At 70.7% G+C, this 23,164-nt stretch carries 17 protein-coding genes; 11 read left to right on the plus strand and 6 right to left on the minus strand.

Annotation, left to right across the window (positions count from 1 at the left end):
• Positions 1-66: 66 nt before the first annotated feature.
• From OG792_RS17245 to OG792_RS17255, 3 genes are all read right to left on the minus strand, one after another.
• Positions 67-1,314, minus strand: coding sequence for an esterase-like activity of phytase family protein (locus OG792_RS17245; RefSeq protein WP_329110796.1), 1,248 nt, complete (start codon positions 1,312-1,314; stop codon positions 67-69).
• 120 nt (positions 1,315-1,434) lie between these two features.
• Entirely contained in the window at positions 1,435-2,469 is a 1,035-nt protein-coding gene (locus OG792_RS17250) for an extracellular catalytic domain type 2 short-chain-length polyhydroxyalkanoate depolymerase (protein WP_329110798.1), read from the minus strand.
• Positions 2,470-2,650: 181 nt separating this feature from the next.
• Positions 2,651-3,517, minus strand: coding sequence for an alpha/beta hydrolase (locus OG792_RS17255; protein ID WP_329110799.1), 867 nt, complete (start codon positions 3,515-3,517; stop codon positions 2,651-2,653).
• A gap of 257 nt (positions 3,518-3,774) precedes the next feature.
• Between OG792_RS17255 and OG792_RS17260 the strand changes: the two genes are divergently transcribed.
• The 3 genes from OG792_RS17260 to meaB are packed head-to-tail and all read left to right on the plus strand — an operon-like array spanning position 3,775 to position 8,827.
• Positions 3,775-5,634 (plus strand): methylmalonyl-CoA mutase subunit beta, encoded by a 1,860-nt coding sequence (locus tag OG792_RS17260; protein WP_329110801.1) that lies wholly within the window; start codon positions 3,775-3,777, stop codon positions 5,632-5,634.
• On the plus strand, positions 5,631-7,838 hold the full coding sequence (gene scpA / locus OG792_RS17265) for a methylmalonyl-CoA mutase (protein WP_329110802.1): 2,208 nt from the start codon (positions 5,631-5,633) through the stop codon (positions 7,836-7,838). The genes OG792_RS17260 and scpA overlap by 4 nt, the downstream gene beginning before the upstream one ends.
• Positions 7,835-8,827: a methylmalonyl Co-A mutase-associated GTPase MeaB gene (gene meaB / locus OG792_RS17270; protein ID WP_329110803.1), complete on the plus strand. Its 993-nt coding sequence runs from the start codon at positions 7,835-7,837 to the stop codon at positions 8,825-8,827. Before scpA ends, meaB begins: the two co-directional genes overlap by 4 nt.
• A 9-nt stretch (positions 8,828-8,836) precedes the next feature.
• Here the strand turns inward: meaB and sthA are convergent, their stop codons facing one another.
• On the minus strand, positions 8,837-10,240 hold the full coding sequence (sthA, locus tag OG792_RS17275) for a Si-specific NAD(P)(+) transhydrogenase (protein ID WP_329110804.1): 1,404 nt from the start codon (positions 10,238-10,240) through the stop codon (positions 8,837-8,839).
• A 206-nt stretch (positions 10,241-10,446) separates the two neighbouring features.
• Between sthA and OG792_RS17280 the strand changes: the two genes are divergently transcribed.
• Both OG792_RS17280 and selD read left to right on the plus strand, forming a co-directional pair.
• Positions 10,447-11,391: a LysR family transcriptional regulator gene (locus OG792_RS17280; protein ID WP_329110807.1), complete on the plus strand. Its 945-nt coding sequence runs from the start codon at positions 10,447-10,449 to the stop codon at positions 11,389-11,391.
• A gap of 40 nt (positions 11,392-11,431) precedes the next feature.
• The gene (gene selD / locus OG792_RS17285) at positions 11,432-12,433 is read left to right on the plus strand and encodes a selenide, water dikinase SelD (RefSeq protein ID WP_329110808.1); all 1,002 of its coding nucleotides are present in this window, start codon (positions 11,432-11,434) and stop codon (positions 12,431-12,433) included.
• Positions 12,434-12,439: 6 nt separating this feature from the next.
• On the opposite strand, the gene OG792_RS17290 is transcribed toward selD, so the two are convergent.
• Positions 12,440-13,261, minus strand: a complete 822-nt coding sequence (locus OG792_RS17290) for a TrmH family RNA methyltransferase (protein ID WP_329110809.1) — start codon at positions 13,259-13,261, stop codon at positions 12,440-12,442.
• A 239-nt stretch (positions 13,262-13,500) separates the two neighbouring features.
• Here OG792_RS17290 and OG792_RS17295 point away from each other — a divergent pair, with 239 nt between their 5' ends.
• The 5 genes from OG792_RS17295 to OG792_RS17315 all read left to right on the plus strand — a co-directional run bounded on the left by OG792_RS17295 (position 13,501) and on the right by OG792_RS17315 (position 20,183).
• On the plus strand, positions 13,501-14,502 hold the full coding sequence (locus OG792_RS17295) for a 2-dehydropantoate 2-reductase (protein WP_329110811.1): 1,002 nt from the start codon (positions 13,501-13,503) through the stop codon (positions 14,500-14,502).
• 320 nt (positions 14,503-14,822) lie between these two features.
• Positions 14,823-16,364 (plus strand): aldehyde dehydrogenase family protein, encoded by a 1,542-nt coding sequence (locus tag OG792_RS17300; protein ID WP_442932429.1) that lies wholly within the window; start codon positions 14,823-14,825, stop codon positions 16,362-16,364.
• A gap of 111 nt (positions 16,365-16,475) precedes the next feature.
• Complete coding sequence (locus OG792_RS17305) at positions 16,476-17,312, plus strand: hydroxypyruvate isomerase family protein (RefSeq protein ID WP_329110813.1); 837 nt, start codon at positions 16,476-16,478, stop codon at positions 17,310-17,312.
• A gap of 78 nt (positions 17,313-17,390) precedes the next feature.
• Positions 17,391-19,109 carry a glyoxylate carboligase gene (gene gcl / locus OG792_RS17310; RefSeq protein ID WP_329110815.1) on the plus strand — a complete coding sequence of 573 codons (1,719 nt, stop codon included), beginning with the start codon at positions 17,391-17,393 and terminating at the stop codon, positions 19,107-19,109.
• 318 nt (positions 19,110-19,427) lie between these two features.
• Complete coding sequence (locus tag OG792_RS17315; protein ID WP_329110816.1) at positions 19,428-20,183, plus strand: GntR family transcriptional regulator; 756 nt, start codon at positions 19,428-19,430, stop codon at positions 20,181-20,183.
• Positions 20,184-20,463: 280 nt separating this feature from the next.
• Here the strand turns inward: OG792_RS17315 and OG792_RS17320 are convergent, their stop codons facing one another.
• Entirely contained in the window at positions 20,464-22,191 is a 1,728-nt protein-coding gene (locus OG792_RS17320; RefSeq protein ID WP_329110820.1) for a thiamine pyrophosphate-binding protein, read from the minus strand.
• A gap of 761 nt (positions 22,192-22,952) precedes the next feature.
• Between OG792_RS17320 and OG792_RS17325 the strand changes: the two genes are divergently transcribed.
• Entirely contained in the window at positions 22,953-23,159 is a 207-nt protein-coding gene (locus OG792_RS17325) for a hypothetical protein (protein WP_329110821.1), read from the plus strand.
• The last annotated feature ends 5 nt before the right edge of the window (positions 23,160-23,164 follow it).

A 23,164-nucleotide genomic window follows, 5' to 3' on the forward strand; every position in this document is an offset into this window, starting at 1 on the left:
CGAAAAGGTGCCCCGGTCCGCTGCTCGCGGACCGGGGCACCCCTGGTTGGTAGTCGGGCTACCGGGTTACGGCAGTACGCGCTTGTCCGCGTCGAGGTTCGCGCTCAGCCGGATGGTGATGAACTCGTTGTTGTCCGGCTGGCCCGGGGTACGCCCGTTCGACGACGGGAAGTTGTTGTCGTTGAGTACGCCGAGCGTCCGGTCGTCCAGGATGACCAGGCCCTCGATGGTGGTGAACGGGAACCGGAACACCGGCCCGAAGCCGCCGATGTTGTGCGGGTTGTTGATGTTGAGCAGGTCGGCGACCAGGGTCTTGTCGACCTTGCCGTCCCGGTCCCGGTCCCGCCGGTCGATCAGGTAGATCTTCTTGGAGAGGGCGGCGGCACCCTCGCCGTTGTCCCGCTCGATGATCAGCATCCGGTTGTTGTCGACGCTGATCGCGTCACCGATCGCGTTGCTCGGCGAGTCGAGCTGGTAGGTCCACCAGTCCGCCGCGTACTGGCCGGTGACCAGGTCGAACCGGTACAGCCGCAACGCGCCCGCCGGGTCGCCGGCGACGGTGCCCTCCAGCAGCGGGTAGAGCGAACGACCGTCCGGGGAGAGCGCCATGCCCTCGAAGCCCTTGCTGCCGGCCAGGTTCGGCTGGCCGGCCGGGTTCTCCGGAGCCCGTACGCCGGGCAGCGGCACCGGTGCCTGCACCAGCCGACCGGCCCGGTCGAAGTGCAGCAGGTACGGGCCGAACTCGTCACCGATCCAGTACGAGCCGTCCTTGGTCTTGACCATCGACTCGATGTCGAAGTCGGAACCGGTGAGCACCCGGTCCGGACGGGTCAGCGGGAACGGCACCAGCCCGTTCGGGTCGGTCAGGTTCAGGCCGCCGAGCACGTCGACCGACCCGGTGTCGAAGCTCGGCGCGACCCGCTGGATCCGCAGGACGAAGTCGGCGCTGTTGGCCTTGTTGCCGAAGCCGTTGTCGGTGAGCACGTCGAAGGTGCCGTCGGCGTTGCGCTGCACGCCGCTGAAGCCCTGCACCGGCTGGTCGGCGAAGGGCGCGACGACCCCGTTGACCGGGGCGGTGCCGAGCAGCGACCCGGACGGCTCGCTGGCGGGAACGAAGGACAGGGCCGGCAGTGCGGCGAAGTTGGTGAGAGTGGCCTGGCGGAACGGCTTCGCCGGCCCACCCTGCCCGGTGAGGTTGACCTCGGTGCGGTCGGCCCCGATGAGGTTGGCCGCGGCGGTGGGCGCGCCGAGTACGGCGAGCGTCAACGCGCCGATACCGAGGCCTAGCCCGAGCCGTCGAGCGGTAGCTGTCATGGCCGGGACGGTAGGCGTCCCGGTTGAACTGCGGTTGACCGGGAATTGTCGATCAATCAAGGACCAGGGGGCGCGGCCTGTCCGACCGTGCCCCCGGTCCGCTGTCGACCGCCCGGAGCCTCAGCCGCCGAGCCGGCGCACCATGTTCATCACGGTCTCCAACTGCGGTCCGCCCTTGATCGGGTACGCGGTGCTGCCCAGGTAGCCCCACCAGTCCCAGCACCCGTTCGGGTTCACCGCCGAGGCGGTGGCCTGCGGATAGAGCACTATCAGCCGGTTGGTGTCGGCGTACTGGTTGAGGTTGGCCCGGTCCACGAAGGCCGTACCGACGGTGTTGTAGCCCTGCTGGCAGCCGTGCAGCGCGACCAGCAGCTTGCAGGACTGCCCGGACGCGCAGGTCGACGGCACGTACGCGAACCCGGTGCCACCCATGCTCAGACCGGCCGCGACCCCGTTCACCGCGAACGTGTTCTGGTTGAAGCTGGTCAGGGTGCCGCCCAGCGGGCCGGTGTTCGGCGCGCTGACCGAACCGAGCAGTTTGCGCAGGAAGGCGTTCTGCGGGTCCGTACCGCAGTCGTTGAGGAACGGCGACACGGTCGCGGTGCAGGCACCCGTGCCGTACGGCGTCACCCAGGCGTGGCCGGCGGACGAGCCGCTGTCGTACTGCACGCTGGCGCCGAAGTGCTGGTAGTAACGGACCAGGTCGTCGGTGACCGACTTCTTGATCGCCGTGTCGTTGTTGCCGTGGTAGACGTACACCGGTTGACCCGACAGCCGACTGACCGGGTCGACCCAGCCATAGGCGGCCCAGGTGCGGGTGTACGTCTGAAGGTTCCCCAGGTACGTCGGCAGGCTGTTGTCGGCGCATCCGTACAGGGCCTGGCTGACGTTGTTCTGGGCGCAGTAGTACGGCCCGGCGGCGAAAACCGCCGCGCCCTTGATCCGGCTGGAGTAGGCGACCTGCAACTGGGTCGCCAGGTAGCCGCCGGACGAGACGCCGGCGACGTACACCCCGGACACCTGGTACGTGCCGAGCGAGCCGGCGACCGGCGTCTTCGTGTACGGGGTGGCGGCGGCCCGGGCGGGGGCGGCACCGGGGACGAGCAGTGACAGGGCCGCGGCGGCGGCGGTGACGGTGCGTGCGAGGAACCTCATGGGACGCCCTCCTGATGGGAAGACGCCGGGCGGTGGGGCGCGGCGTGCACCGAGGCTAGGAGCGCATCGACCGATCCGACACCCGCGTTCGTGACATGTCTCACCACGTACGAGTGTGGTTGGACGCCAGTGCGCGCCCCGACGAACGTCGGGACGCGCACCGCCAGGTGTTGGTCGCCGGCTACCGGCCGGCCACCGGTGCCGGCTGCCGGTGGTACTCCGGCTTGTGTGGCGCGGTGGCCTCGACCGCCCATTCGAGCGCGTAGTCGGCCACCGCCTGCCAACCCGGCTGCCCGAGCGTGAAGTGGGTCCGGCCGGGAAGCTCGTGGTAACCGGTGATCGCCCGGGACCGGCGGTAGCGGCCGGCGTTCTGCTTGTTCTGTGACACCGGCACGACGTGGTCGGCGCCGCCGGCGACGAACAGCAGCGGCGCCCGGTCGCTGTTGGCGAAGTTGACCCGGATCGCGGACCGCGGGTTCAGGTTGGCCAACGCGCTCTCCCAGAGCACTCCCCCGGCGGCGGGCACGTGGTAGCGCCCGTAGATCCGATCGGACTCCTCCCGGCTCATCGTGTTGGTGAAGGCGTAGTGGAACTGCTCCGGGGTCAGCGGCACCGCCCTGCGCCGGTTGGCGAAACTGCGCAGGATCGGCAACGCCACCCGCAGGCTGGAGAGCGGCACCCGCAACACCCCCTTGACCGGGGCCGAGTCGATCGCCACCGCGGCGGCACCGAGGCCGCGGTCGGCCAGCATCTGGGTGAACGCCCCGCCGAAGGAGTGCCCCATGATGATCGGCGGCCGATCCAGGTCCCGGATGATCCGGTCGTAGTGGTCGACGATTCGGGTGACGTTGAGTTTCGCGATCGGCGACGGATCCCGCCGAAGTTGCTCGACCTCCCCGTCCATCCCTGGCCAGGCGGGCGCGAGCACCCGGAAGCCCGCGCGGGAGTAGTGGTCGACCCACTGCTCCCAGCTACGCGGCGTCATCCACAGGCCGTGGATCAGGACGATGGTGTCGGCCGAGCTGCGATCGGCGGGACTGCTGCTCATGATCCCCTCCTGGCAAGGTCGCGTAAGCAAGCGTGAGCCGCGCTCGCTTACCCGCCGCCGGACCCGCCAATCCGTACCGTGCCCGACAGCCGCCGACCGAGCCGAACCAAGGGCAATATGCCCCCTTTTGTTGGCATTGGGTCCGTCTCGCCGCCCGCCCTCGGGACGACGGGCGATCCGGATGCTCGCACGCCGAAACAACACAAGAGTCACGGGCCTGCGAGCGGGCCGCTAGACACCACCCTTAGTCTCCGTTGATGACCCGGTTACCAGCAGAGCTGAGCCTGGCCGCTGATTTCGCACCCGCGACGCTGGCCCAGTGGCAGGAGTTGGCGCTCGCCGTACTGCGCAAGAGCGGGGCAGCCGACGAGAACACTCATCCCGACGCGGTCACCGGGTTGCTGGGCCGCACGACCTACGACGGCATCCGGGTGGCGCCGTTGTACACCGGCGCCGACGCCGCACCCGAGGCCGGACTGCCCGGCCTGCCGCCGTTCACCCGCGGCGGGCAGCCGACCAGGCCGGTCGGCTCGGGTTGGGACATCCGACAGCGTCACGCGGATCCTGATCCGGTGGCCACCAACGAGGCGATCCTCGCCGACCTGGAAAACGGCGGCAGCTCGATCTGGTTGGCCCTGGAGCCCGGCGGCCTGGATCCGGCGGCGTTTCCGGCAGCCCTCGACGGGGTCTACCTCGACCTGGTCGGACTGATACTGGACGCCGGTCCGGCGACCGAACGCGCGGCGGCGGCCCTGTTCGCGCTCGCCACCGGGTCCGGTGTCGCGGCCGCCCAACTCACCGGCAACCTGGGTGCCGACCCGCTGGGCTGGCAGGCCCGCACCGGCGAGAACGCCGACCTGCGAAGCGCGACGGTGCTTGCCGGCCGGTGCGCGACGGAGTACCCCGGCCTGCGGGCGGTCACCGTGGACGCAACCGTCTTCCACGACGCCGGGGGTAGTGACGCCGAGGAACTGGGGTGCTCGGTCGCGGCCGGGGTCGCGTACCTGCGGGCGCTGACCGATGCGGGTCTCGACCCCGCCGCCGCCCTGGGTCAACTGGAGTTCCGGTACGCGGCGACAGCGGACCAGTTCTCGACCATCGCGAAGCTGCGCGCGGCCCGCCGGGTGTGGGCCCGGGTGGCGCAGGTGTGCGGGGCACCGACCGCGGGTGCCCAGCGTCAGCACGCGGTGACGTCGGCGGCGATGATGACCAGCCGCGACCCGTGGGTGAACATGCTTCGTACCACCCTCGCCTGTTTCGCCGCCGGGGTCGGTGGCGCGGATGCGGTGACCGTGCAGCCGTTCGACACCCGGCTCGGACTCCCGGACGGGTTCAGCCGCCGGATCGCCCGTAACACGCAGTCGCTGTTGCTCGCGGAGGCGAATGTCGGTCGGGTGGTCGATCCGGCCGGTGGTTCCTGGTATGTCGAGCGACTCACCGAGGACCTCGCCCGGGCCGCCTGGGCGTGGTTCACCGAGATCGAGCGGGCCGGCGGCCTCGCTGCCGCTCTGGGCAGCGGGTTGGTCGCCGACCGGCTCGCCCGTACCTGGGACCGGCGGGCGAAGAACCTCGCCCACCGACGGGATCCGATCACCGGCGTGAGCGAGTTCCCGCTCCTGGAGGAGCGCCTGCCGGTTCGTCGCGCGGCACCGGCGCCGCCCTCGGGTGGGTTGCCCCGGCATCGTTACGCGGAGCTGTTCGAGGATCTGCGGGACCGGGCCGAGGCGCACGCCGCGACCACCGGCACCGTCCCGAGCGTGTTCCTGGCGACGTTGGGCCCGGTGGCGGCGCACACGGGTCGGGCGTCGTTCGCGGCGAACCTGTTCGCCGCCGGTGGGATCGCCACGACACGCAGCGGCCCCGCAACGGACGCGGACGAGATCGCCGCCGCGTTCACCGCCAGCGGCGCCACGGTCGCATGCCTGTGTGGAACGGACAAGACGTACGCCGCCCTGGCCGGTCCGGTCGCGGTCGCGTTGGCGGCGGCGGGGGCACGGCGGGTGTGGTTGGCGGGTCCGCCCGGCGGGTGGGACGGGGTGGACTCGTACCTGTTCGCCGGTTGTGACGCGGTCGAGGTTCTCGAAACGACGCTACGTGACCTGGGGGTGGATCGATGATCCCGGACTTCTCCGACCTGGAACTCGGCACCCCGGAGCCAACCGCCGAGTCGGGCGGTTGGGGCGCCGGGGTACGTGACCGGACCGGCGCCGATCCGGAGGCCGTGGCCTGGGAGACCCCGGAGGGGATCACCGTCCCCCCGCTGTACACCGCCGACGACGTGGCCGGCCTGGACTTCCTGAACGCGTATCCGGGAATCGCCCCGTACCTGCGGGGTCCCTACCCGACGATGTACACCACCCAGCCGTGGACGATCCGTCAGTACGCCGGGTTCTCCACCGCGCAGCAGTCGAACGCGTTCTACCGGCGGAACCTGGCGGCGGGGCAGAAGGGGTTGTCGGTGGCGTTCGACCTGCCGACGCACCGGGGATACGACTCCGACCACTCCAGGGTGATCGGCGACGTGGGAATGGCCGGGGTGGCGATCGACTCGATCCTGGACATGCGGGAGTTGTTCGACGGGATCCCGTTGGACCGGATGAGCGTGTCGATGACCATGAACGGCGCGGTCCTGCCCGTCCTCGCGTTGTACATCGTCGCCGCCGAGGAACAGGGCGTGGCACCGGAGCAACTGTCCGGGACGATTCAGAACGACATCCTGAAAGAGTTCATGGTCCGCAACACCTACATCTACCCACCCGGACCGTCGATGCGGATCATCTCCGACATCTTCGCCTACACCTCGACCCGGATGCCCCGGTTCAACTCGATCTCGATCTCCGGCTACCACATCCAGGAAGCCGGCGCGACCGCCGACCTCGAACTCGCCTACACCCTCGCCGACGGCATCGAGTACCTCCGCGCCGGCCAAGCCGCCGGCCTCGACATCGACGCGTTCGCCCCGAGACTGTCGTTCTTCTGGGGTATCGGCATGAACTTCTTCATGGAGGTCGCGAAGCTCCGCGCCGCCCGCCTCCTCTGGGCCAAACTCGTCCGCCAGTTCGAGCCGAAGAACCCGAAGTCGTTGTCCCTGCGGGCCCACTCCCAGACGTCGGGGTGGTCCCTGACCGCCCAGGACGTGTACAACAACGTCGTCCGCACCTGCGTCGAAGCGATGGCCGCCACCCAGGGCCACACCCAGTCCCTGCACACCAACGCCCTCGACGAAGCCCTCGCCCTACCCACCGACTTCTCCGCCCGGATCGCCCGCAACACCCAACTCCTCCTCACCCAGGAATCCGGCACCACGAGTGTCATCGACCCCTGGGGCGGCAGCCACTACATCGAACGCCTCACCCACGACCTCGCCACCCGCGCCTGGACCCACATCCAGGAGATCGAGGCCGCGGGCGGGATGGCCGCCGCGATCGATGCCGGCCTGCCCAAGCTGCGGATCGAGGAGGCGGCGGCCCGCACCCAGGCCAGAATCGACTCCGGCCGGCAACCTGTGATCGGCGTCAACATCCATCGCGCCGACGCTGACGAGCCCATCGACGTCCTGCGGGTCGACAACAGCGCCGTCCGCACCGAACAGGTCGACAAGCTCGGCCGACTGCGCGCCGACCGGGACCCCGAGGTGTGGGCTGCCGCCCTCGACGCCCTGCGTACGGCCGCTGCCGCCGGACCGGCCGGACGCGGCGACCTGAGCCGCAACCTGCTCGCCCTGGCCGTGGACGCCGCCCGCGCGAGAGCCACCGTCGGGGAGATCAGCAAAGCCCTCGAAGATGTCTACGGCCGGCACACCGCGCAGATCCGTACGATCACAGGTGTGTACCGGAACGAGGCCGGCAACAACACCACCATCGAACAGGCCAGGGCCGCCACCGCCGCGTTCGCGGACGCCGAGGGGCGCCAACCCCGAATCCTGGTCGCCAAGATGGGTCAGGACGGCCATGACCGGGGGCAGAAGGTGATCGCGACCGCCTTCGCCGACCTCGGCTTCGACGTCGACGTCGGCCCGCTGTTCCAGACTCCGGCCGAGGTAGCCCGCCAGGCCGTCGAGGCCGACGTCCACATCGTCGGCGTCAACTCCCTCGCCGCCGGCCACCTCACCCTCGTACCGGCGCTGCGCGACGAACTCACCGCGCTCGGCCGCCCCGACGTCATGATCATTGTTGGCGGCGTCATCCCCGAGCAGGACTTCGACACGCTCCGGGCGGCCGGCGCCAGCGCGATCTTCCCGCCCGGGACCGTCATCCCCACCGCCGCGCTCGACCTCCTCACCCAACTCACCAAACAACTCGGCCACCCGACAGCCGGATGACCCGACCGATGCCGGACGTCAACGACTACACCGCCGGGGTGCTCGCCGCGACGCCCGCGTGGATCGCGCGGGCGATCACGCTGGTGGAGTCGCGGCGCCCGGACCACCGGGCACTGGCCCAGCAACTGCTGGTCGCGCTCACCCCGCACGCCGGCAACGCTCGGCGGGTCGGCATCACCGGCGTACCGGGGGTCGGCAAGTCGACCTTCATCGACGCGCTGGGCAGCCATCTCACCGCCGAGGGACACCGGGTGGCGGTGCTGGCGGTCGATCCCTCCTCGACCCGTACCGGTGGCAGCATCCTCGGCGACAAGACCAGGATGACCCGGCTCGCCACTGATCCGGCCGCCTTCGTCCGCCCCTCCCCCACCGCCGGCACCCTCGGCGGCGTGGCGAAGGCGACCCGTGAGGCGATGGTCGTGGTGGAGGCCGCCGGCTACGACGTGGTGCTGGTGGAGACCGTGGGGGTGGGACAGTCCGAGACCACCGTCGCCGACATGGTCGACTCCTTCCTGCTGCTCGCCCTGGCCCGGACCGGTGACCAGCTCCAGGGGATCAAGAAGGGGGTGCTCGAACTCGCCGACGTGATCGCGGTCAACAAGGCCGACGGCCCGCACGCCAACGACGCCCGCGTCGCCGCGCGCGAGCTGGCCGGGGCGTTGCGGCTGCTGCGTACGGGCGAAGCCGGCTGGCAGCCGCCCGTGCTGACCTGTAGCGCGCTGGAGGGCACCGGCCTGACCGAGGTGTGGCAGCAGCTGGTCCGGCACCAGGAGAGCCTGCGCGCCTCCGGTGAGCTGGCCGCCCGGCGCCGCAACCAGCAGGTGGGCTGGCTCTGGGCGATGGTCCGGACGGGCCTGCTCGACGAGCTGCGGGAGCATCCCGCGGTGACCGCGCTCGCCCCGGAGCTCGAACGTCGGGTCCTCGACGGCAGCCTGACCCCGACGCTGGCCGCCGAGCGTCTGCTGGCCGCCTTCACCGGTCGTACCTGAGCCCGCCTCTCATCCGGGTAGCTGGGCGATGTGCCGGAGCTTGTTCATGGCGTCGAGCGCGGCGACCTTGTACGCCTCCGCCAGCGTCGGGTAGTTGAACACGGCGTCGACCAGGTAGTCGACGCTGCCGTTGCAGCCCATCACGGCCTGCCCGATGTGGACGAGTTCGGTGGCGTCGGTGCCGAAGATGTGCACCCCGAGCAGGCTCCGGTCGGACGGCGAGACCAGCAGCTTGAGCATGCCGTACGAGTCACCGATGATCTGTCCGCGAGCGAGTTCCCGGTAGCGGGCGACGCCCACCTCGAACGGCACCCGGGCGGCGGTGAGTTCGTCCTCGGTCCGGCCGATGAAGCTGATCTCGGGGATCGAGTAGATCCCGATCGGCTGCTGCTGGGACAGCTCGCGTACGGGCTCGTCGCAGGCGTGGTGTCCGGCCAGCCGGCCCTGCTCCATCGAGGTCGAGGCGAGCGCGGGGAAGCCGATCACGTCACCGACGGCGTAGATGTGCGGCACGGCGCTGCGGAACCACTCGTCAACCTTGATCCGTCCGCGCGAGTCCGCGCTCAGCCCGGCCAGTTCCAGGGAGAGGGCATCGGCGGTCCCCTGCCGCCCGGCGGAGTACATCACGGTGTCCGCGGCGATCCGCTTGCCGCTCTCCAGTACGGCGATCGCACCGCGCGGATGCCGTTCCACCGAGGCGACCGCCTCACCGAACCGGAACGTCACGGCAAGGTCGCGCAGGTGGTACTTCAACGCCTCGACGATTTCCAGGTCGCAGAAGTCGAGCATCCGGTCGCGTCGCTCGACCACGGTGACCTTGGTGCCGAGCGCGGCGAACATCGAGGCGTACTCGATGCCGATCACGCCCGCGCCGACCACCACCATCGAGCCGGGCACCTGTTCGAGGTTGAGGATGCCGTCGGAGTCGACCACCGTACGTTCGTCGAAGGCGACTCCGTCGGGGCGGGCCGGGCGGGTGCCCACCGCGATCACGATCTTCGCGGCGGTGACCGCCGACTCGCGTCCGTTGTGTTCGCTGACGATGATCGTGTGTGGGTCGGCGAACCGGCCGGTGCCACCGATCAGCCGGATCCGGTTGCGGGACAGTTGGCTGCGGATGACGTCGATCTCGCGCCCGATCACGTGCTGGGTACGGGCGGCGAGGTCGGCGACCGTGATGTCGTCCTTGAGGCGGTAGCTCTGGCCGTAGGTCTCCCGCTGGCTCAGGCCGGTCAGGTAGAGGACGGCCTCGCGCAGCGTCTTCGACGGGATGGTGCCGGTGTTGATGCAGACGCCGCCGACCATGTCGACGCGCTCGACGACGGCCACCCGCCGGCCGAGCTTCGCCGCCGCGACCGCCGCCTTCTGTCCACCCGGACCTGAACCGAGTACGAGGAGATCGAAGTCATACACCGGCACAGTCTTTCAAGGTCAGGTTTCGAATGACTATGTCGTACGCGAACGACCCTCACCTGTTGACCCAACCGATACCGATGGCGCGGCCCACCGCCCGTACATCGTCCTAGGAGGCTAGGTGTGAGACCGGAGCGGCCGGCGGGGCCGGGGTGGGATGCTTTCCGCCTGGACGCGCATCCCCCGTACCGAAGGGTTGGTTCACGGTGTTCCTCCGGCACCTCGAATACCTGACCGCGCTGGCCCGGGAGGGCCACTTCGGACGGGCGGCGGCGGCCTGCTGGGTCAGCCAACCCACGCTGTCCGACGGCATCCGAAAGCTGGAGGCGGAGTTCGGGGTGGCGGTGGTGCGTCGGGGAAACCGCTTCGAGGGCTTCACCCCGGAGGGCGAACGGCTGCTCGCCTGGTCCCGCCGGGTGCTCGCCGACCGGGAACAGCTACTGGCCGACTTCGGACGGACCAGCCACGAGGGACTGACCGGACAGTTGCGGCTGGGCGCCGTACCGGCCTCGCTGCCGCCGGTGTCCCTGCTCACCGGCCCGTTCCGGGACCGGCATCCGGGAACCGGCCTCACCGTGCTGTCCCTGACCTCGGACGAGATCCTGCGCCGGCTGGCCGACTTCGAACTCGACGCCGGACTCACCTACCTGACCGACGAGCCGCTGGCCGGGTACCGGACCGTGCCGCTCTACGACGAGCGTTATCTCCTGCTCACCACCGAGAACGGCGACTTCGCCGGCCGGTCCGAGGTCGGTTGGGCCGAGGTGGCGCGGTTGCCGCTCTGCCTGCTCACCCCCGACATGCAGAACCGGCGCATCCTCGACGGACTGTTCCACCGCGCCGGGGTGACGGTCACCCCCCGGATGGAGACGAACTCGATCTCCACCCTCTGCTCGCACGTACGCGGTGGACGCTGGGCGAGCGTGATCCCGCAGGCGTGGCTCTGCCTGCTCGGGGTGCCACCGGGCACCCGGGTACTGCCGCTGACCGGCCCGACGGCGACCAGCACGGTCGGGCTGGTGGTGCTCGACCGCGACCCTCCCCCGCTGGTGGCCAGCGCGTTGCTGCACGTCGCGGAGGGGCTCGACCTGCAACGCAGCCTGGACGACCTGGTCCCCGCCGGGACCTTCGGGGCGACCGGGCCGCCGTGACGAGGCGTTTCGGCGCCGTACCGGGCATAGGCTGGGACGCATGACGATGGCCGCGCTCCGGCTGACCCAGTACGCCCACGGCGGAGGTTGCGCCTGCAAGATCCCGCCGGGCGAGCTGGAGGAGATCGTCGCCGGCCTGACCCGGCCCGAACCGCCGCCCGGCGCCGGCACCCTGCTGGTGGGACTCGACGACGGTGACGACGCCGCCGTCGTGCTCACCGGGGCGGGCGCGCTGGTCTGCACCGCCGACTTCTTCACCCCGGTCGTCGACGACCCGTACGACTGGGGTCGGATCGCGGCCGCGAACGCCCTCTCCGACGTCTATGCGATGGGCGGGCAGCCGGTGGTGGCGGTTAACCTGCTCGGTTGGCCGCGCGACAAACTGCCGTTCGACCTCGCCCGTGAGGTGCTCCGCGGTGGTCTCGACGTCGCGACGGCGGCCGGCTGTCACGTCGCCGGTGGGCACAGCGTGGACGACCCGGAACCCAAGTACGGCATGGCCGTGACCGGCCTGGCCGACCCGGAGCGGCTGCTGCGCAACGACGCCGGTCGGGCCGGGGTGCCGTTGACCCTGACCAAGCCGCTCGGTGTCGGGGTGCTGAACAACCGGCACAAGAGCACCGGCGAGGTGTTCCCGGAGGCGATCGCGCTGATGACCGCGCTCAACGCCGACGCCTCCCGCGCCGCGCTGGCGGCCGGTGCCGTGTGCGCCACCGACGTCACCGGCTTCGGCCTGCTGGGCCACCTGCACAAGCTGGCGCGGGCGAGCGGGGTGACCGCCGTACTCGACGCGGCGGCGGTGCCGTACCTGGACGGGGCCCGCGAGTCGCTGGCCGCGGGTTATGTCAGCGGCGGGACCCGGCGCAACCTCGACTGGGTGCGCCCGCACGTCGACCTCGACGCGGTGGACGCCGACGAGGCGCTGCTGCTCGCCGACGCCCAGACCTCGGGCGGGCTGCTGGTGGCCGGCGAGCTGCCGGGCCATCCGGTGATCGGGCAGCTCGTGCCGCGCCGGGGCGGCCACACCATCGTCGTACGCTGAGCCTGGCTACGCCCGCGCCCGTTGCCTGGCCGCCTCGTAGAGGACGACGGTGCCGGCCGCCGCCGCGTTCAGCGAGCTGGCGGCGCCGGTGATCGGGATCCGGACGGTCCGGTCGGCCGCCTCCCGCCAGGCGGCGCTGAGCCCGTGCGTCTCGTTGCCGACGAGGACGACCGTCGGTCCGGTGAGGTCGTGGTCGGCGACGTCGACCTCGCCGTGCTCGTCGGTGCCGACGATCTGCACCGGCAGGTTCCGGCCGCGCAGCGCGGCGACCCAGTCGACGACCTCGTGCTGGGTGGCGACCCGGACGACCGGGGTGGCGAACAGCGAACCGGTGCTGGCCCGGACCGCCTTCGGGTCGTAGGGGTCGGCCGCGTGTCCGGTGATCACCACTCCGGTGGCGCCGAACGCGTCGGCGGAGCGGACCAGGGTGCCGATGTTGCCCGGTGTGGTCGGTCGGTCGAAGACGACCACCAGCAGGTCTTCCCGTTCGGGGAGGCGGTCGAGGCGGTCGGGCGGTAGTTCCACCACGGCGAGCAGTTCCGGTGACTCGTCGTCCTTGCCGCCGAGTTCGCGCATCAGCTCCGGCGCCAGCACCACCCGGGTGGTGTCGACCTGGTCGAGCAGGTCCCGGCCCCACCGGGACAGCCCCTGGCCGTACGGGTGCAGCAGGGCGCGGATGGTCCAGCCGTGCTGCACCGCCAGGGTGATCGGTCGTACGCCCTGGACCAGGAACTCGCCCGCCCGCTGGCGCTTGGTGCGGTTGGTCAGCAGTGCCTGCCACTGCTGGAAGCTCGCGTTCCGGGTGGTGATCTTCAACGTCTTCGCCACGTTGTGGACTGATCCTCCTCGTCGGCGACCCCCGGCCGCGTCCCTGCCGCGTGCGTCGGGTGGTGGCATGCCGTCGGAGCTGACCCTACAGCGGGCCGTACGGCGGCAAGGCGTCAGCGGCGCCCGTTCCGGGCGCTGGTCGCCGAGGCTTGTCAGTGACGAACCCCTATTGCATACTGTACTCCCCATAACGCATACAGAAGCCTGGTCTTTTTGTGTGCGCTCGAAGGGAGCAGCCCGTGCGAGTCGCAGTGCTCGGAGCCGGCGCCATCGGCGCCTACGTTGGCGCGGCCCTCTGCCGCGCCGGAGTGGACGTCCACCTCATCGCCCGCGGTGCCCACCTGGCCGCGCTGCAACAGAACGGAGTCCGGATCCTCAGTCCCCGCGGGGACTTCTCGGCACATCCACACGCCACCGACGACCCCGCGGCGGTCGGGCCGGTGGACTACGTGTTCCTGGGCCTCAAGGCGCACTCGTACGCCTCGGCGGGGCCACTGCTCGCCCCGCTGCTCGGGCCGCAGACCGCGCTGATCGCGGCCCAGAACGGCATCCCGTGGTGGTACTTCCACAAGCTGCGCGGGCCCTACGAGAACCAGCGCATCCAGGCGGTTGACCCGGACGGGCAGACCTCGGCGGTGATGGAGCCGGAGCGGGCGATCGGCTGCGTGGTCTACCCGGCCACGGTGATCGAGTCTCCCGGGGTGATCCGCCACCTGGAGGGAACCCGGTTCTCGATCGGCGAGCCCGACGGCTCGATCTCCCGGCGCTGTACGGAGTTCAGCGCGGCGATGGTCGCCGGTGGTCTGAAGTGCCCGGTCGAGCCCCGGCTGCGCGACGACATCTGGATCAAGTTGATGGGCAACGTCTCCCTGAACCCGATCAGTGCCCTGACCCGGGCGACGATGATCGAGATCTGCGAGAACCCCGGCACCCGTCGGGTGGTCGCGCAGATGATGGAGGAGACGCTGGACATCGCGGCACGGGTCGGCAGCAACCCGGAGATCTCGGTCGACAAGCGGATCGACGGCGCGCAGCGGGTCGGTCACCACAAGACCTCCATGTTGCAGGACCTGGAGGCGGGCAAGGAACTGGAGCTCGACGCCATCGTCGCGGCCGTGGTGGAGATGGCCGACATCACCAGCGCCCCGGCACCCACCCTGCGCACCGTCTACGCCGCCACCGACCTGCTGGCCAGGTCCACCGCCCGACGCACGGCGGTACCCGGCAACACGGCGGCCTGATCCCCGGCCGTACCCGGCGGGACCCGGCCTCGCCCCCGGCGACCCCGCGTTGTTTCTCCACCCGAACCGGTGCGGTCGAGCGGCCACCGGGACCGCCGCAAAACCGCACGCCAGAAGCTGTTGTCCGTCGACCGAAGCCTTGCACTGGGTCGGCCGACCGCATACTGTATGCAGTACGCGCAATGGCCCAGCCGTGAACACCGGGATCCGGTGCCGGCCACGGCCGGCGGCGCGACGCCGGCGTCCTCGGCGTACCAGACGCCTGACGCGACCCGGCGCGCCAGCACACCCGCAGGACACCCGACGCCCTGGAGGCTCCCGTGCCCCTGATCCTCAAGCCCGGCACCGCCTGGTCAGACGTTTACACCCGCTGCCGGCAGGTGGCCCCCGAGGCGTTCCTCGACGGCCGCCTCTGCAACTACTGGGACGGCCGCTGGCAACCCGACGGGTCACCGGCCCCGGCCACCTCGCCCGTCGACGGCACCCCCATCGCCGGCCCGCCACGGGTGACCGGGGAAACCGCGACCGCCGCGGTCCGGGCCTCCCTGGACGCCCACCGAACCTGGTCCGCCCTGCCGCTGGCCACCCGCAAGGCGCGGGTGGGTGCCGCGCTGGACGCCCTGACCGAGCACCGGGACCTGCTCGCCCTGCTCCTAGTCTGGGAGATCGGCAAGCCCTGGCGGCTGGCCCGGGCCGACGTCGACCGGTGCATCGAAGGGGTCCGCTGGTACGTCGATGAGGTCGACGACATGCTCGACGGCCGGACCCCGTTGCCCGGCCCGGTGAGCAACATCGCGAGCTGGAACTACCCGATGAGCGTCATCATGCACGCGATGCTGGTCCAGGCGCTCGCCGGCAACGCGGTGATCGCCAAGGCGCCCTCCGACGGCGGGGTCAGCTGCCTGACCCTGGCCGTCGCCCTCGCCGCCCGACACGGCCTGCCGTTCACCCTGATCAGCGGCGGCGGCGCCGAACTCTCCTCGGTGCTGGTCGCGGCACCGGAGATCGGCTGCGTCTTCTTCGTCGGCGGCCGGGACGTCGGCAGCCAGGTGGCCGCCGGACTGGTCGACTCGGACAAGCGGCACGTCCTCGAACAGGAGGGACTCAACTGCTGGGGGGTGTGGGAGTTCAGCGACTGGGAACTGCTCGCCGCCAATGTGCGCAAGTCCTTCGAGTACGCCAAACAGCGGTGCACCGCCTACCCCCGGTACGTCGTACAGCGCTCACTGTTCGACGAGTTCCTCGCCGCGTACCTGCCGGCCGTGCGCGGGGTGCGGTTCGGGCACCCGCTGGCGGTCGAGGACGGACGGGACGACCCACCCGAACTCGACTTCGGTCCACTGATCAAGGACGCCAAGGTCAAGGAGCTCAACGACGCGGTGGACGAGGCCATCAACAAGGGCGGCGTACCGATCTACCGCGGCTCGCTCGACGGTGGTCACTTCCTGCCGGGGCAGGACACGTCGGCGTACCTGCCGCCGACCGCGATCCTGGCCCCGCCGCCGTCCTCGCCGCTGTTCCACGCCGAGCCGTTCGGGCCGGTCGACACCATCGTCCTGGTCGACACCGAGGCGGAGCTGCTGGCCGCGATGAACGCCAGCAACGGGGCGCTGGTCGCCTCGATCGCCTGTGACGACGAGGCGACCGCGTACCGGCTCGGCGGCGAGTTGCAGGCGTTCAAGGTCGGCGTCAACCGGCCCCGGTCGCGGGGTGACCGGCAGGAGGTGTTCGGCGGCAAGGGCGCGTCCTGGCGCGGTGCCTTCGTCGGCGGTGCACTGCTGGTCCACGCCGTCACCGAGGGTCCGACCGACGAACGCCCGTACGGCAACTTCCCCTCCCATGCCCGGTACCCGGCGGTGTGAGGTCCCACCACCGCCAGCCGCCGCCCGTGCCGTCGCGACCGGCGCGGGCGGCGGCACCGGTCCACCCCCACCAGCCGGCCAGCCGGCCCGGTCCGCAAGGAGTCCGCACGCATGACGGCACACGACCTCCGGTTCGACGTGAACCTCTCCATCCTGTTCACCGAGCTTCCGCTGCTGCAACGGCCGGCGGCCGCCGCCGAGGCCGGCTTCGACGCGGTCGAGTTCTGGTGGCCGTTCGCCGAGCCGGTTCCGGGCGACCGCGACGTCGCGGCGTTCGTCGACGCGCTCGACCGGGCCGGGGTCCGGCTCGTCGGGCTGAACTTCGACGCCGGTGACATGGCCGCGGGCGACCGGGGTCTGCTCTCCCAGCCGGCGAACTCGGCCCGGTTCCGGGCCAACATCGACGCGGCGGTCGGGATCGCCGAGGTGACCGGTTGCCGCGCCCTGAACGCGCTGTACGGCAACCGGGTGGACGGGGTGGATCCGGCCGCACAGGACGACCTGGCCGCCGAGAACCTGGCACTCGCGGCCGAGGCCGCCGCCGGTGCCGGAGCGGTCGTACTGGTCGAGCCGCTCAACAGCGCGCAGAACCCGGCCTACCCGCTGGCCACCGCCGCCGACGTACGCGCGGTCGTCGACCGGGTACGCCTCGGCTCCGGTCAGCACAACGTACGGCTGCTCTGCGACCTGTACCACCTGGCGAGCAACGGTGAGGACCTGGAGAAGGTGATCACCACGCACACCGGCCACATCGGTCACGTACAGATCGCCGACGCGCCGGGGCGCAACCAGCCCGGCACCGGCGGGCTCGACCTCGACGGGCTGCTCGGCCAGCTCGAACGGGCCGGCTACCGAGGCTGGGTGGGCTGTGAGTACAAGCCGCTCGGACCGAGCGCGGACAGCTTCGGGTGGTTGCCCCGCGAACGCCGCGCCTCCGCCCGGCACTGACCGACCGTTTCCGCCGATCGTCTCCCCCGCCCGTCCGAGCGAAGCGTCTCCCCCGCCCATTCGAGAGGTATGGAAACTATGGCCAAGATCCCCTGCATGGAAGCGGTGGTCGCCGTGCTCGCGTCGGAGGGCGTGGACATCGCGTTCGGCTGCCCCGGCGCGGCCATCCTGCCGCTGTACGCCGCCCTGCGCAACAGCGACATCAGGCACCTCATCGTCCGGCACGAGGAGGGCGCCACCCACATGGCCGACGGCTGGGCCCGGACCAACGGCCGGGTCGGCGTCGCCATCGGCACCTCCGGCCCGGCCGGCACCAACATGATCACCGGGCTCTACACCGCGCAGGCGGACTCGATCCCGATGATCTGCATCACCGGGCAGGCTCCCACCACCAAGCTGCACCAGGAGGCGTTCCAGGCGGTCGACATCGTCGAGATCGCCAAGCCGGTGACCAAGTGGGCGGTGCAGGTGAAGGAGGCCGCGCAGGCACCCTGGATCTTCCGGGAGGCGTTCCGGATCGCCCGGTCCGGCCGCCCCGGCCCGGTGCTGATCGATCTGCCGCTGGACGTGGCGCGGCAGGAGATCGAGTGGGACGCCACCATCGACGCCCCACTGCCGGTCAGCCGGGTCGAACCGCACCCGCCGCGGGTGGAACGGGCCCTGGACCTGCTGCTGGCCGCCGAGCGGCCGCTGATCCTGGCCGGCGGTGGGGTGATCCTCGGCGACGCCAGCGACCTGCTGCGCGAGGTCGCCGAGACGCTGAACATCCCGGTCCAGGTCACCCTGATGGGCAAGGGCTCCATTCCGGAGGACCACGACCTCTTCGCCGGGATGACCGGCATTCAGACCACCCAACGGTACGGCAACGCGTCCTTCCTGGAGTCCGACCTGGTGCTCGCGCTCGGCGCCCGGTTCGGTGACCGGCACACCGGTGACCTGGAGACCTACCGGGGTGACCGGAAGTTCATCCACGTCGACATCGAGCCGACCCAGATCGGCAGGGTGTTCGGCCCGGACCTCGGTGTCGTGTCGGACACCGGCGCCTTCCTGACCGCACTGCTCGACGCGGTCAAGCGCCGGGGCACCGGGGTCGACCGCGACGCGTGGGTGTCGCGGGTGCGTACGCTGCGCCGGACGCTGACCCGTCGGGACGACTTCGACTCGGTGCCGATCAAGGCGCCCCGGGTCTTCCGGGAGATCAACGACTTCTTCGGCCCGGAGACGTACTTCGTCACCGCGATCGGCCTCTACCAGATCTGGTCGGGACAGTTCCAGAACGTCTTCAAGCCCCGGCACTACCAGGTCTGCGGGCAGGCCGGGCCACTCGGCTGGGAGATCCCGGCGGCGATCGGGGTGAAGTCGGCCCGGCCGGACGCCGAGGTGGTCGGCGTGGTGGGCGACTACTCGTTCCAGTTCCTGGTCGAGGAGTTGGCGGTGGCGGCCCAGTACAACGTGCCGTTCGTGCTGGTCATGCTCAACAACGAGTACCTGGGACTGATCCGGCAGGCCGAGATCGGTTACCAGATGAACTTCGAGGTGGACATCCACTATGACGAGTTCGGCACCGACAACGTCAAGATCATGGAGGCGTACGGCTGCTCCGGTCGGCGGGTCACCGAACCGGGTGAGATCGCCGACGCACTGGCCTGGGCCAGCAAGGAGGCGAAGCGCACCAGTCGTCCGGTGCTGGTCGAGGTGATGATCGAACGCGAGGCGAACACCGCGCACGGCCTGTCCATCGCGAAGGTCAACGAGTACGAGCCGGTGCCGGAGAGCACGCCGACCGGCTCGCACTGACCGACCCGGTTGCACCCCGACGGCCGGTCCGGGCGTCCGTGGGCGTCGCGGCCCACGGCACCCGAGCCCGGACCCGCCGCCCGCCGGCCCGGCGACCCCGCCCCGGTTCGCCGCCGGCACCCAGCGCACGCCCACCGGTCGGTGGGCGTGCGCTGGTGGCAACACCGACGTACGGGCCGCGCGGCCGGCAGCGCCGCCGCATCGACGCGGCCCGACCTCGCCGTAAGAGCAGAGATCTATTGCATCTGGGCGACTGTATGCTATGAACACATTCGGACGACCCAACGTCCGAGCGATCCAGCAGAGCCGGAGGTTTCCATGACGGACTGGGACACGAGCCCGCCAGCCGCCGCCAGCGGTGGACGACGGCTCGCCGCCGCACGAGCCGAGGCTCGGGCCGTACGCCAGCCGTTGGAGCGTCCCGCCCCGCTGCGTCAGGCGGTCTACGACGTGATCGCCGAAATGATCATCAATCGGGAGCTGCAACCCGGCGAGCACCTGGTCGAGAACGAGCTCGCCGCCCAGCTCGGAGTCAGCCGGCAACCGGTCCGGGAGGCGCTGCAACGGCTGCACAGCGAGGGCTGGGTGGACCTGCGGCCCGCTCTCGGCGCGTTCGTCCACGTGCCGACCGAGGCCGAGGCGGACCAGCTCCTGGCCGCCCGTACGCTGCTGGAGACCGAGTCGGCCCGGCTGGCCGCACGCCGGGCCACCCCGGAGCACATCGAGCACCTCTGGGGCCTGCAACGCGCCGGCGAGAAGGCGCTGCGCGACGACGACCAGGAGGGCATGGTCGCCGCCAACGCGGCCCTGCACGCGTACGTGGTGTCCATGTCGGGCAACAACGTCCTGGCCGAGCTGATCGCGCTGGTGGACCGGCGGGTGCGCTGGTACTACCTGCCGATCGCGCGGTCCCGGGGCCGGGAGGCGTGGGACGAGCACGCGGCCCTGATCGAGGTCATCGCCAGCCGCAACGGCAAGCGCGCCGGCGACATGATGCGCCGGCACACCGAACGGACCAGGGAGAGCTACCACAAGCGGCGCAAGGAGGCCGCTGAGCGGGACGCTCTGGCCTGAACGAACACCCCGAAACCCGCCACCACCCGTTCCCGAGGTGGTGGCGGGTTCTCGTCGTGGGCGCTACGGCGCGCGGCGGAGCAAGGCCACACACGCCAGCGTCGACCGGTACGGCTCCCGCCGCGCCGGTCGACGCTGGTCCGGCCAATCCCCACTGGCCAGCAGTGCAAGCACCATCCCCCACCACTCCGACCAGGACCCAAGGTCCCACCCGGACCACTCCCGGGTGAGCCCTACCGTCCACCCGGACCACTATTTCGATTCCGGGGCCGAAGGCCCCCTACTTGTACATGGTCTGGTTCATCGTGCCCGGGGCGTACGCGTCCGGGTCGACCCAGACGTTGATCAGCGAGGGCAGGCCGGACTCCCGGGCCCGCTGCATGGCCGGGCCGATGTCCTCGGGATTGCGCACCTCCTCGCCGTACCCGCCGAGCATCCGGGCGAACTCGTCGTAGCGGACGTCGCCCAGGGTGTTGCCGACCCGGGCCCGAGCGGCGCCGTACTTCGCCGCCTGGCCGTAGCGGATCTGGTTCATCGACGAGTTGTTGCCGACCACGCCGACGAACGGCAGGTTGAACCGGACCAGGGTCTCGAAGTCCCAGCCGGTGAGGCTGAAGGCGCCGTCGCCGAAGAGCGCGACGACCTCCTTGTCCGGCCGGCCGTACTTGGCGGCGAGCACGAACGGGATGCCGACGCCGAGGGTGCCCAGCGGACCGGGGTCCATCCAGTGGCCCGGCGACTTCGGCTGCACCACGCCCCCGGAGAAGGTCACGATGTCGCCACCGTCACCGATGTAGATCGAGTCCTCGGTGAGGAACTCGTTGATCTCGTGTGCCAGCCGCAGCGGGTGGATCGGGCTGGCATCGGAGAGTTGGCGCGGAAGCCGCTTCTCGTACGCCGAGGTCTCCTCGGCCCGGAGCTCGGCGAACCAGGGCTTGCGGCCGGCGGCGCCGTTGTCGATCCGGCCCGATGCCGCCTGGGCGACCGCGGCGAGGATCGCGCCCGGGTCGCCGACCAGCCCGAGGTCGATGTCGCGGTTCTTTCCGACGGTGCGGTAGTCCATGTCGATCTGCACCACGGTCGCGTTCTTCGGCAGCCGGCGGCCGTAGCCCATCCGGAAGTCGAACGGGGTGCCGACGATGATGATGACGTCGGCGTTGTTGAACGCGTACCGCCGCGACAGGTGGAAGTGGTGCGGGTCGCCGGGGGGCAGCGTGCCACGCGCCGACCCGTTCATGTACGCCGGGATGTTGAGCGTCCGGACGAAGTCGATGGCGGCGTCGCTGCCCCGCGCGGTCCAGACCTGGGTGCCCAGCAGCACGGTCGGCTTCTTGGCCTTGACCAGGATGTCGGCAAGCTGCTCGATGGCCGCCGGGTCACCGATGCTCCTGGTCGAGGCCCGGTAACGACCGGGCTCCGGGATGGTGCAGTCGGCCAGGCGCACCTCGGCGTCGAGCACGTCACGCGGGATCTCCAGGAAGGACGGTCCCGGAGCACCGTTGTACGCCTCGCGGAACGCCATCGAGACCATGTCGGCCGCCCGCGCGGTGTGCGGCACGGTGGCGGCGAACTTGGTGATCGGCGTCATCATGTCGACGTGTGGCAGGTCCTGCAACGAGCCCATCTTGTGCTGGTTGAGCGCGCCCTGACCGCCGATCAGGAGCATCGGGCTCTCGGCCCGGAACGCGTTCGCCACACCGGTGACGGCGTCGGTGGTGCCGGGGCCCGCGGTGACGACCGCGCATCCCGGCTTGCCGGTGACCCGCGCGTAGCCGTCGGCCGCGTGCGCGGCGACCTGCTCGTGCCGGACGTCGACCACCGCGATGCCCTCGTCGACGCAACCGTCGTAGATGTCGATGATGTGGCCGCCGCAGAGCGTGAAGATGACGTCCACACCCTCGGCCTTGAGTGCCTTGGCGACCAGGTGTCCGCCCGAGATCCGCTCCGGATCACGACTCGGCTCGGCGAGGATCGGGTCCACGACGGATTCCCTCGCGGTCTGAACCATGTTTCTCAACTCCCTTGAGTCGCCGCCGGTGACCTGCGTGCACGAATGCGGCGGGTCCGGCGGTGTTGGGCTGGAAAACTGTTCCGGGACGCGTGCGGGCGCGGCGCGACGGGCGCGCTCGGCGCACGGCTCCACATCGGCTGCTCGACCAGGGCAACCTCCCTCGTCCACGGCTGGGCACGGTCGCGCGTCACCGGCCGGGGCGGGCCGGGCGGCACGGATCGCGGGTGATTCGCGGCGTCAGCGGTGGTCGCCGCACGGGCTCGATGTCGCTGACGAGTCATGGGGTTCCTCCGCCACCATCAAGGATTGCATACCGTATGGGGTAGGCAATATCGTGGCTCATGTAACAGCGGGGTGTCTAGGGGTTAGCGACAGTTTTCCGTGGGACCGACACCACGCTCCCGACCTGGGGACCCGTCGGCCGGCAGCGTGGTGGCCTTGGTCACTGGATCAAAGCCTGCATACAAAAACCTGTATGCTGAAGACCGGCGCAACGGGAATCGGGCCAACGAAGCAGGTCCACGGTGAACGGAACCATCTCCCGCACGACGGGCCGGACCCCCGGCTGCGCCGCCAGGTCACACCGGGATGCCCCGAGGGCCCGGACCTGCCAGCCCGGACCCTCGCTGACCACATCGAACACACGCACCCGTCCCGCTGGGCGCAACGCGGCACCCAGCCCGCAAGCCCGGCCGGTGCGTACCTCCCGTGGGACGTCGTTTCACGGGAACGCCAATAACCGACGAGGTGAAGAGGTCATGGCAAGCCAAGGAGAGTTCGTACGTTTCCTCAACCGAATCCGGCGCGGACTGAACCTTCCGCGTGGATTCAACGCCGACGGTCGTACCCTCGGGCTCGGCCTGGCGCTCGCACTGGAATCCCAGCGGCGAGCCACCCGGCCGAGCGACGAGGAGATCGCGCGGCTGCTGAACGAGCGCACCGAGAACGACCTCGTGAAGCTGTGACAACC

This window comes from Micromonospora sp. NBC_01699, from assembly GCF_036250065.1.
Classification (GTDB): domain Bacteria; phylum Actinomycetota; class Actinomycetes; order Mycobacteriales; family Micromonosporaceae; genus Micromonospora_G.

Coding starts and splice junctions, on each gene's coding strand:
- gcl (WP_329110815.1), top strand. CDS start 17,391: ATGGCCAAGATCCCCTGCATGGAAGCGGTGGTCGCCGTGCTCGCGTCG.
- OG792_RS17260 (WP_329110801.1), top strand. CDS start 3,775: ATGACCCGGTTACCAGCAGAGCTGAGCCTGGCCGCTGATTTCGCACCC.
- OG792_RS17255 (WP_329110799.1), bottom strand. CDS start 3,517: ATGAGCAGCAGTCCCGCCGATCGCAGCTCGGCCGACACCATCGTCCTG.
- scpA (WP_329110802.1), top strand. CDS start 5,631: ATGATCCCGGACTTCTCCGACCTGGAACTCGGCACCCCGGAGCCAACC.
- OG792_RS17245 (WP_329110796.1), bottom strand. CDS start 1,314: ATGACAGCTACCGCTCGACGGCTCGGGCTAGGCCTCGGTATCGGCGCG.
- OG792_RS17305 (WP_329110813.1), top strand. CDS start 16,476: ATGACGGCACACGACCTCCGGTTCGACGTGAACCTCTCCATCCTGTTC.
- OG792_RS17250 (WP_329110798.1), bottom strand. CDS start 2,469: ATGAGGTTCCTCGCACGCACCGTCACCGCCGCCGCCGCGGCCCTGTCA.
- OG792_RS17315 (WP_329110816.1), top strand. CDS start 19,428: ATGACGGACTGGGACACGAGCCCGCCAGCCGCCGCCAGCGGTGGACGA.
- OG792_RS17325 (WP_329110821.1), top strand. CDS start 22,953: ATGGCAAGCCAAGGAGAGTTCGTACGTTTCCTCAACCGAATCCGGCGC.
- OG792_RS17320 (WP_329110820.1), bottom strand. CDS start 22,191: ATGGTTCAGACCGCGAGGGAATCCGTCGTGGACCCGATCCTCGCCGAG.
- selD (WP_329110808.1), top strand. CDS start 11,432: ATGACGATGGCCGCGCTCCGGCTGACCCAGTACGCCCACGGCGGAGGT.
- meaB (WP_329110803.1), top strand. CDS start 7,835: ATGACCCGACCGATGCCGGACGTCAACGACTACACCGCCGGGGTGCTC.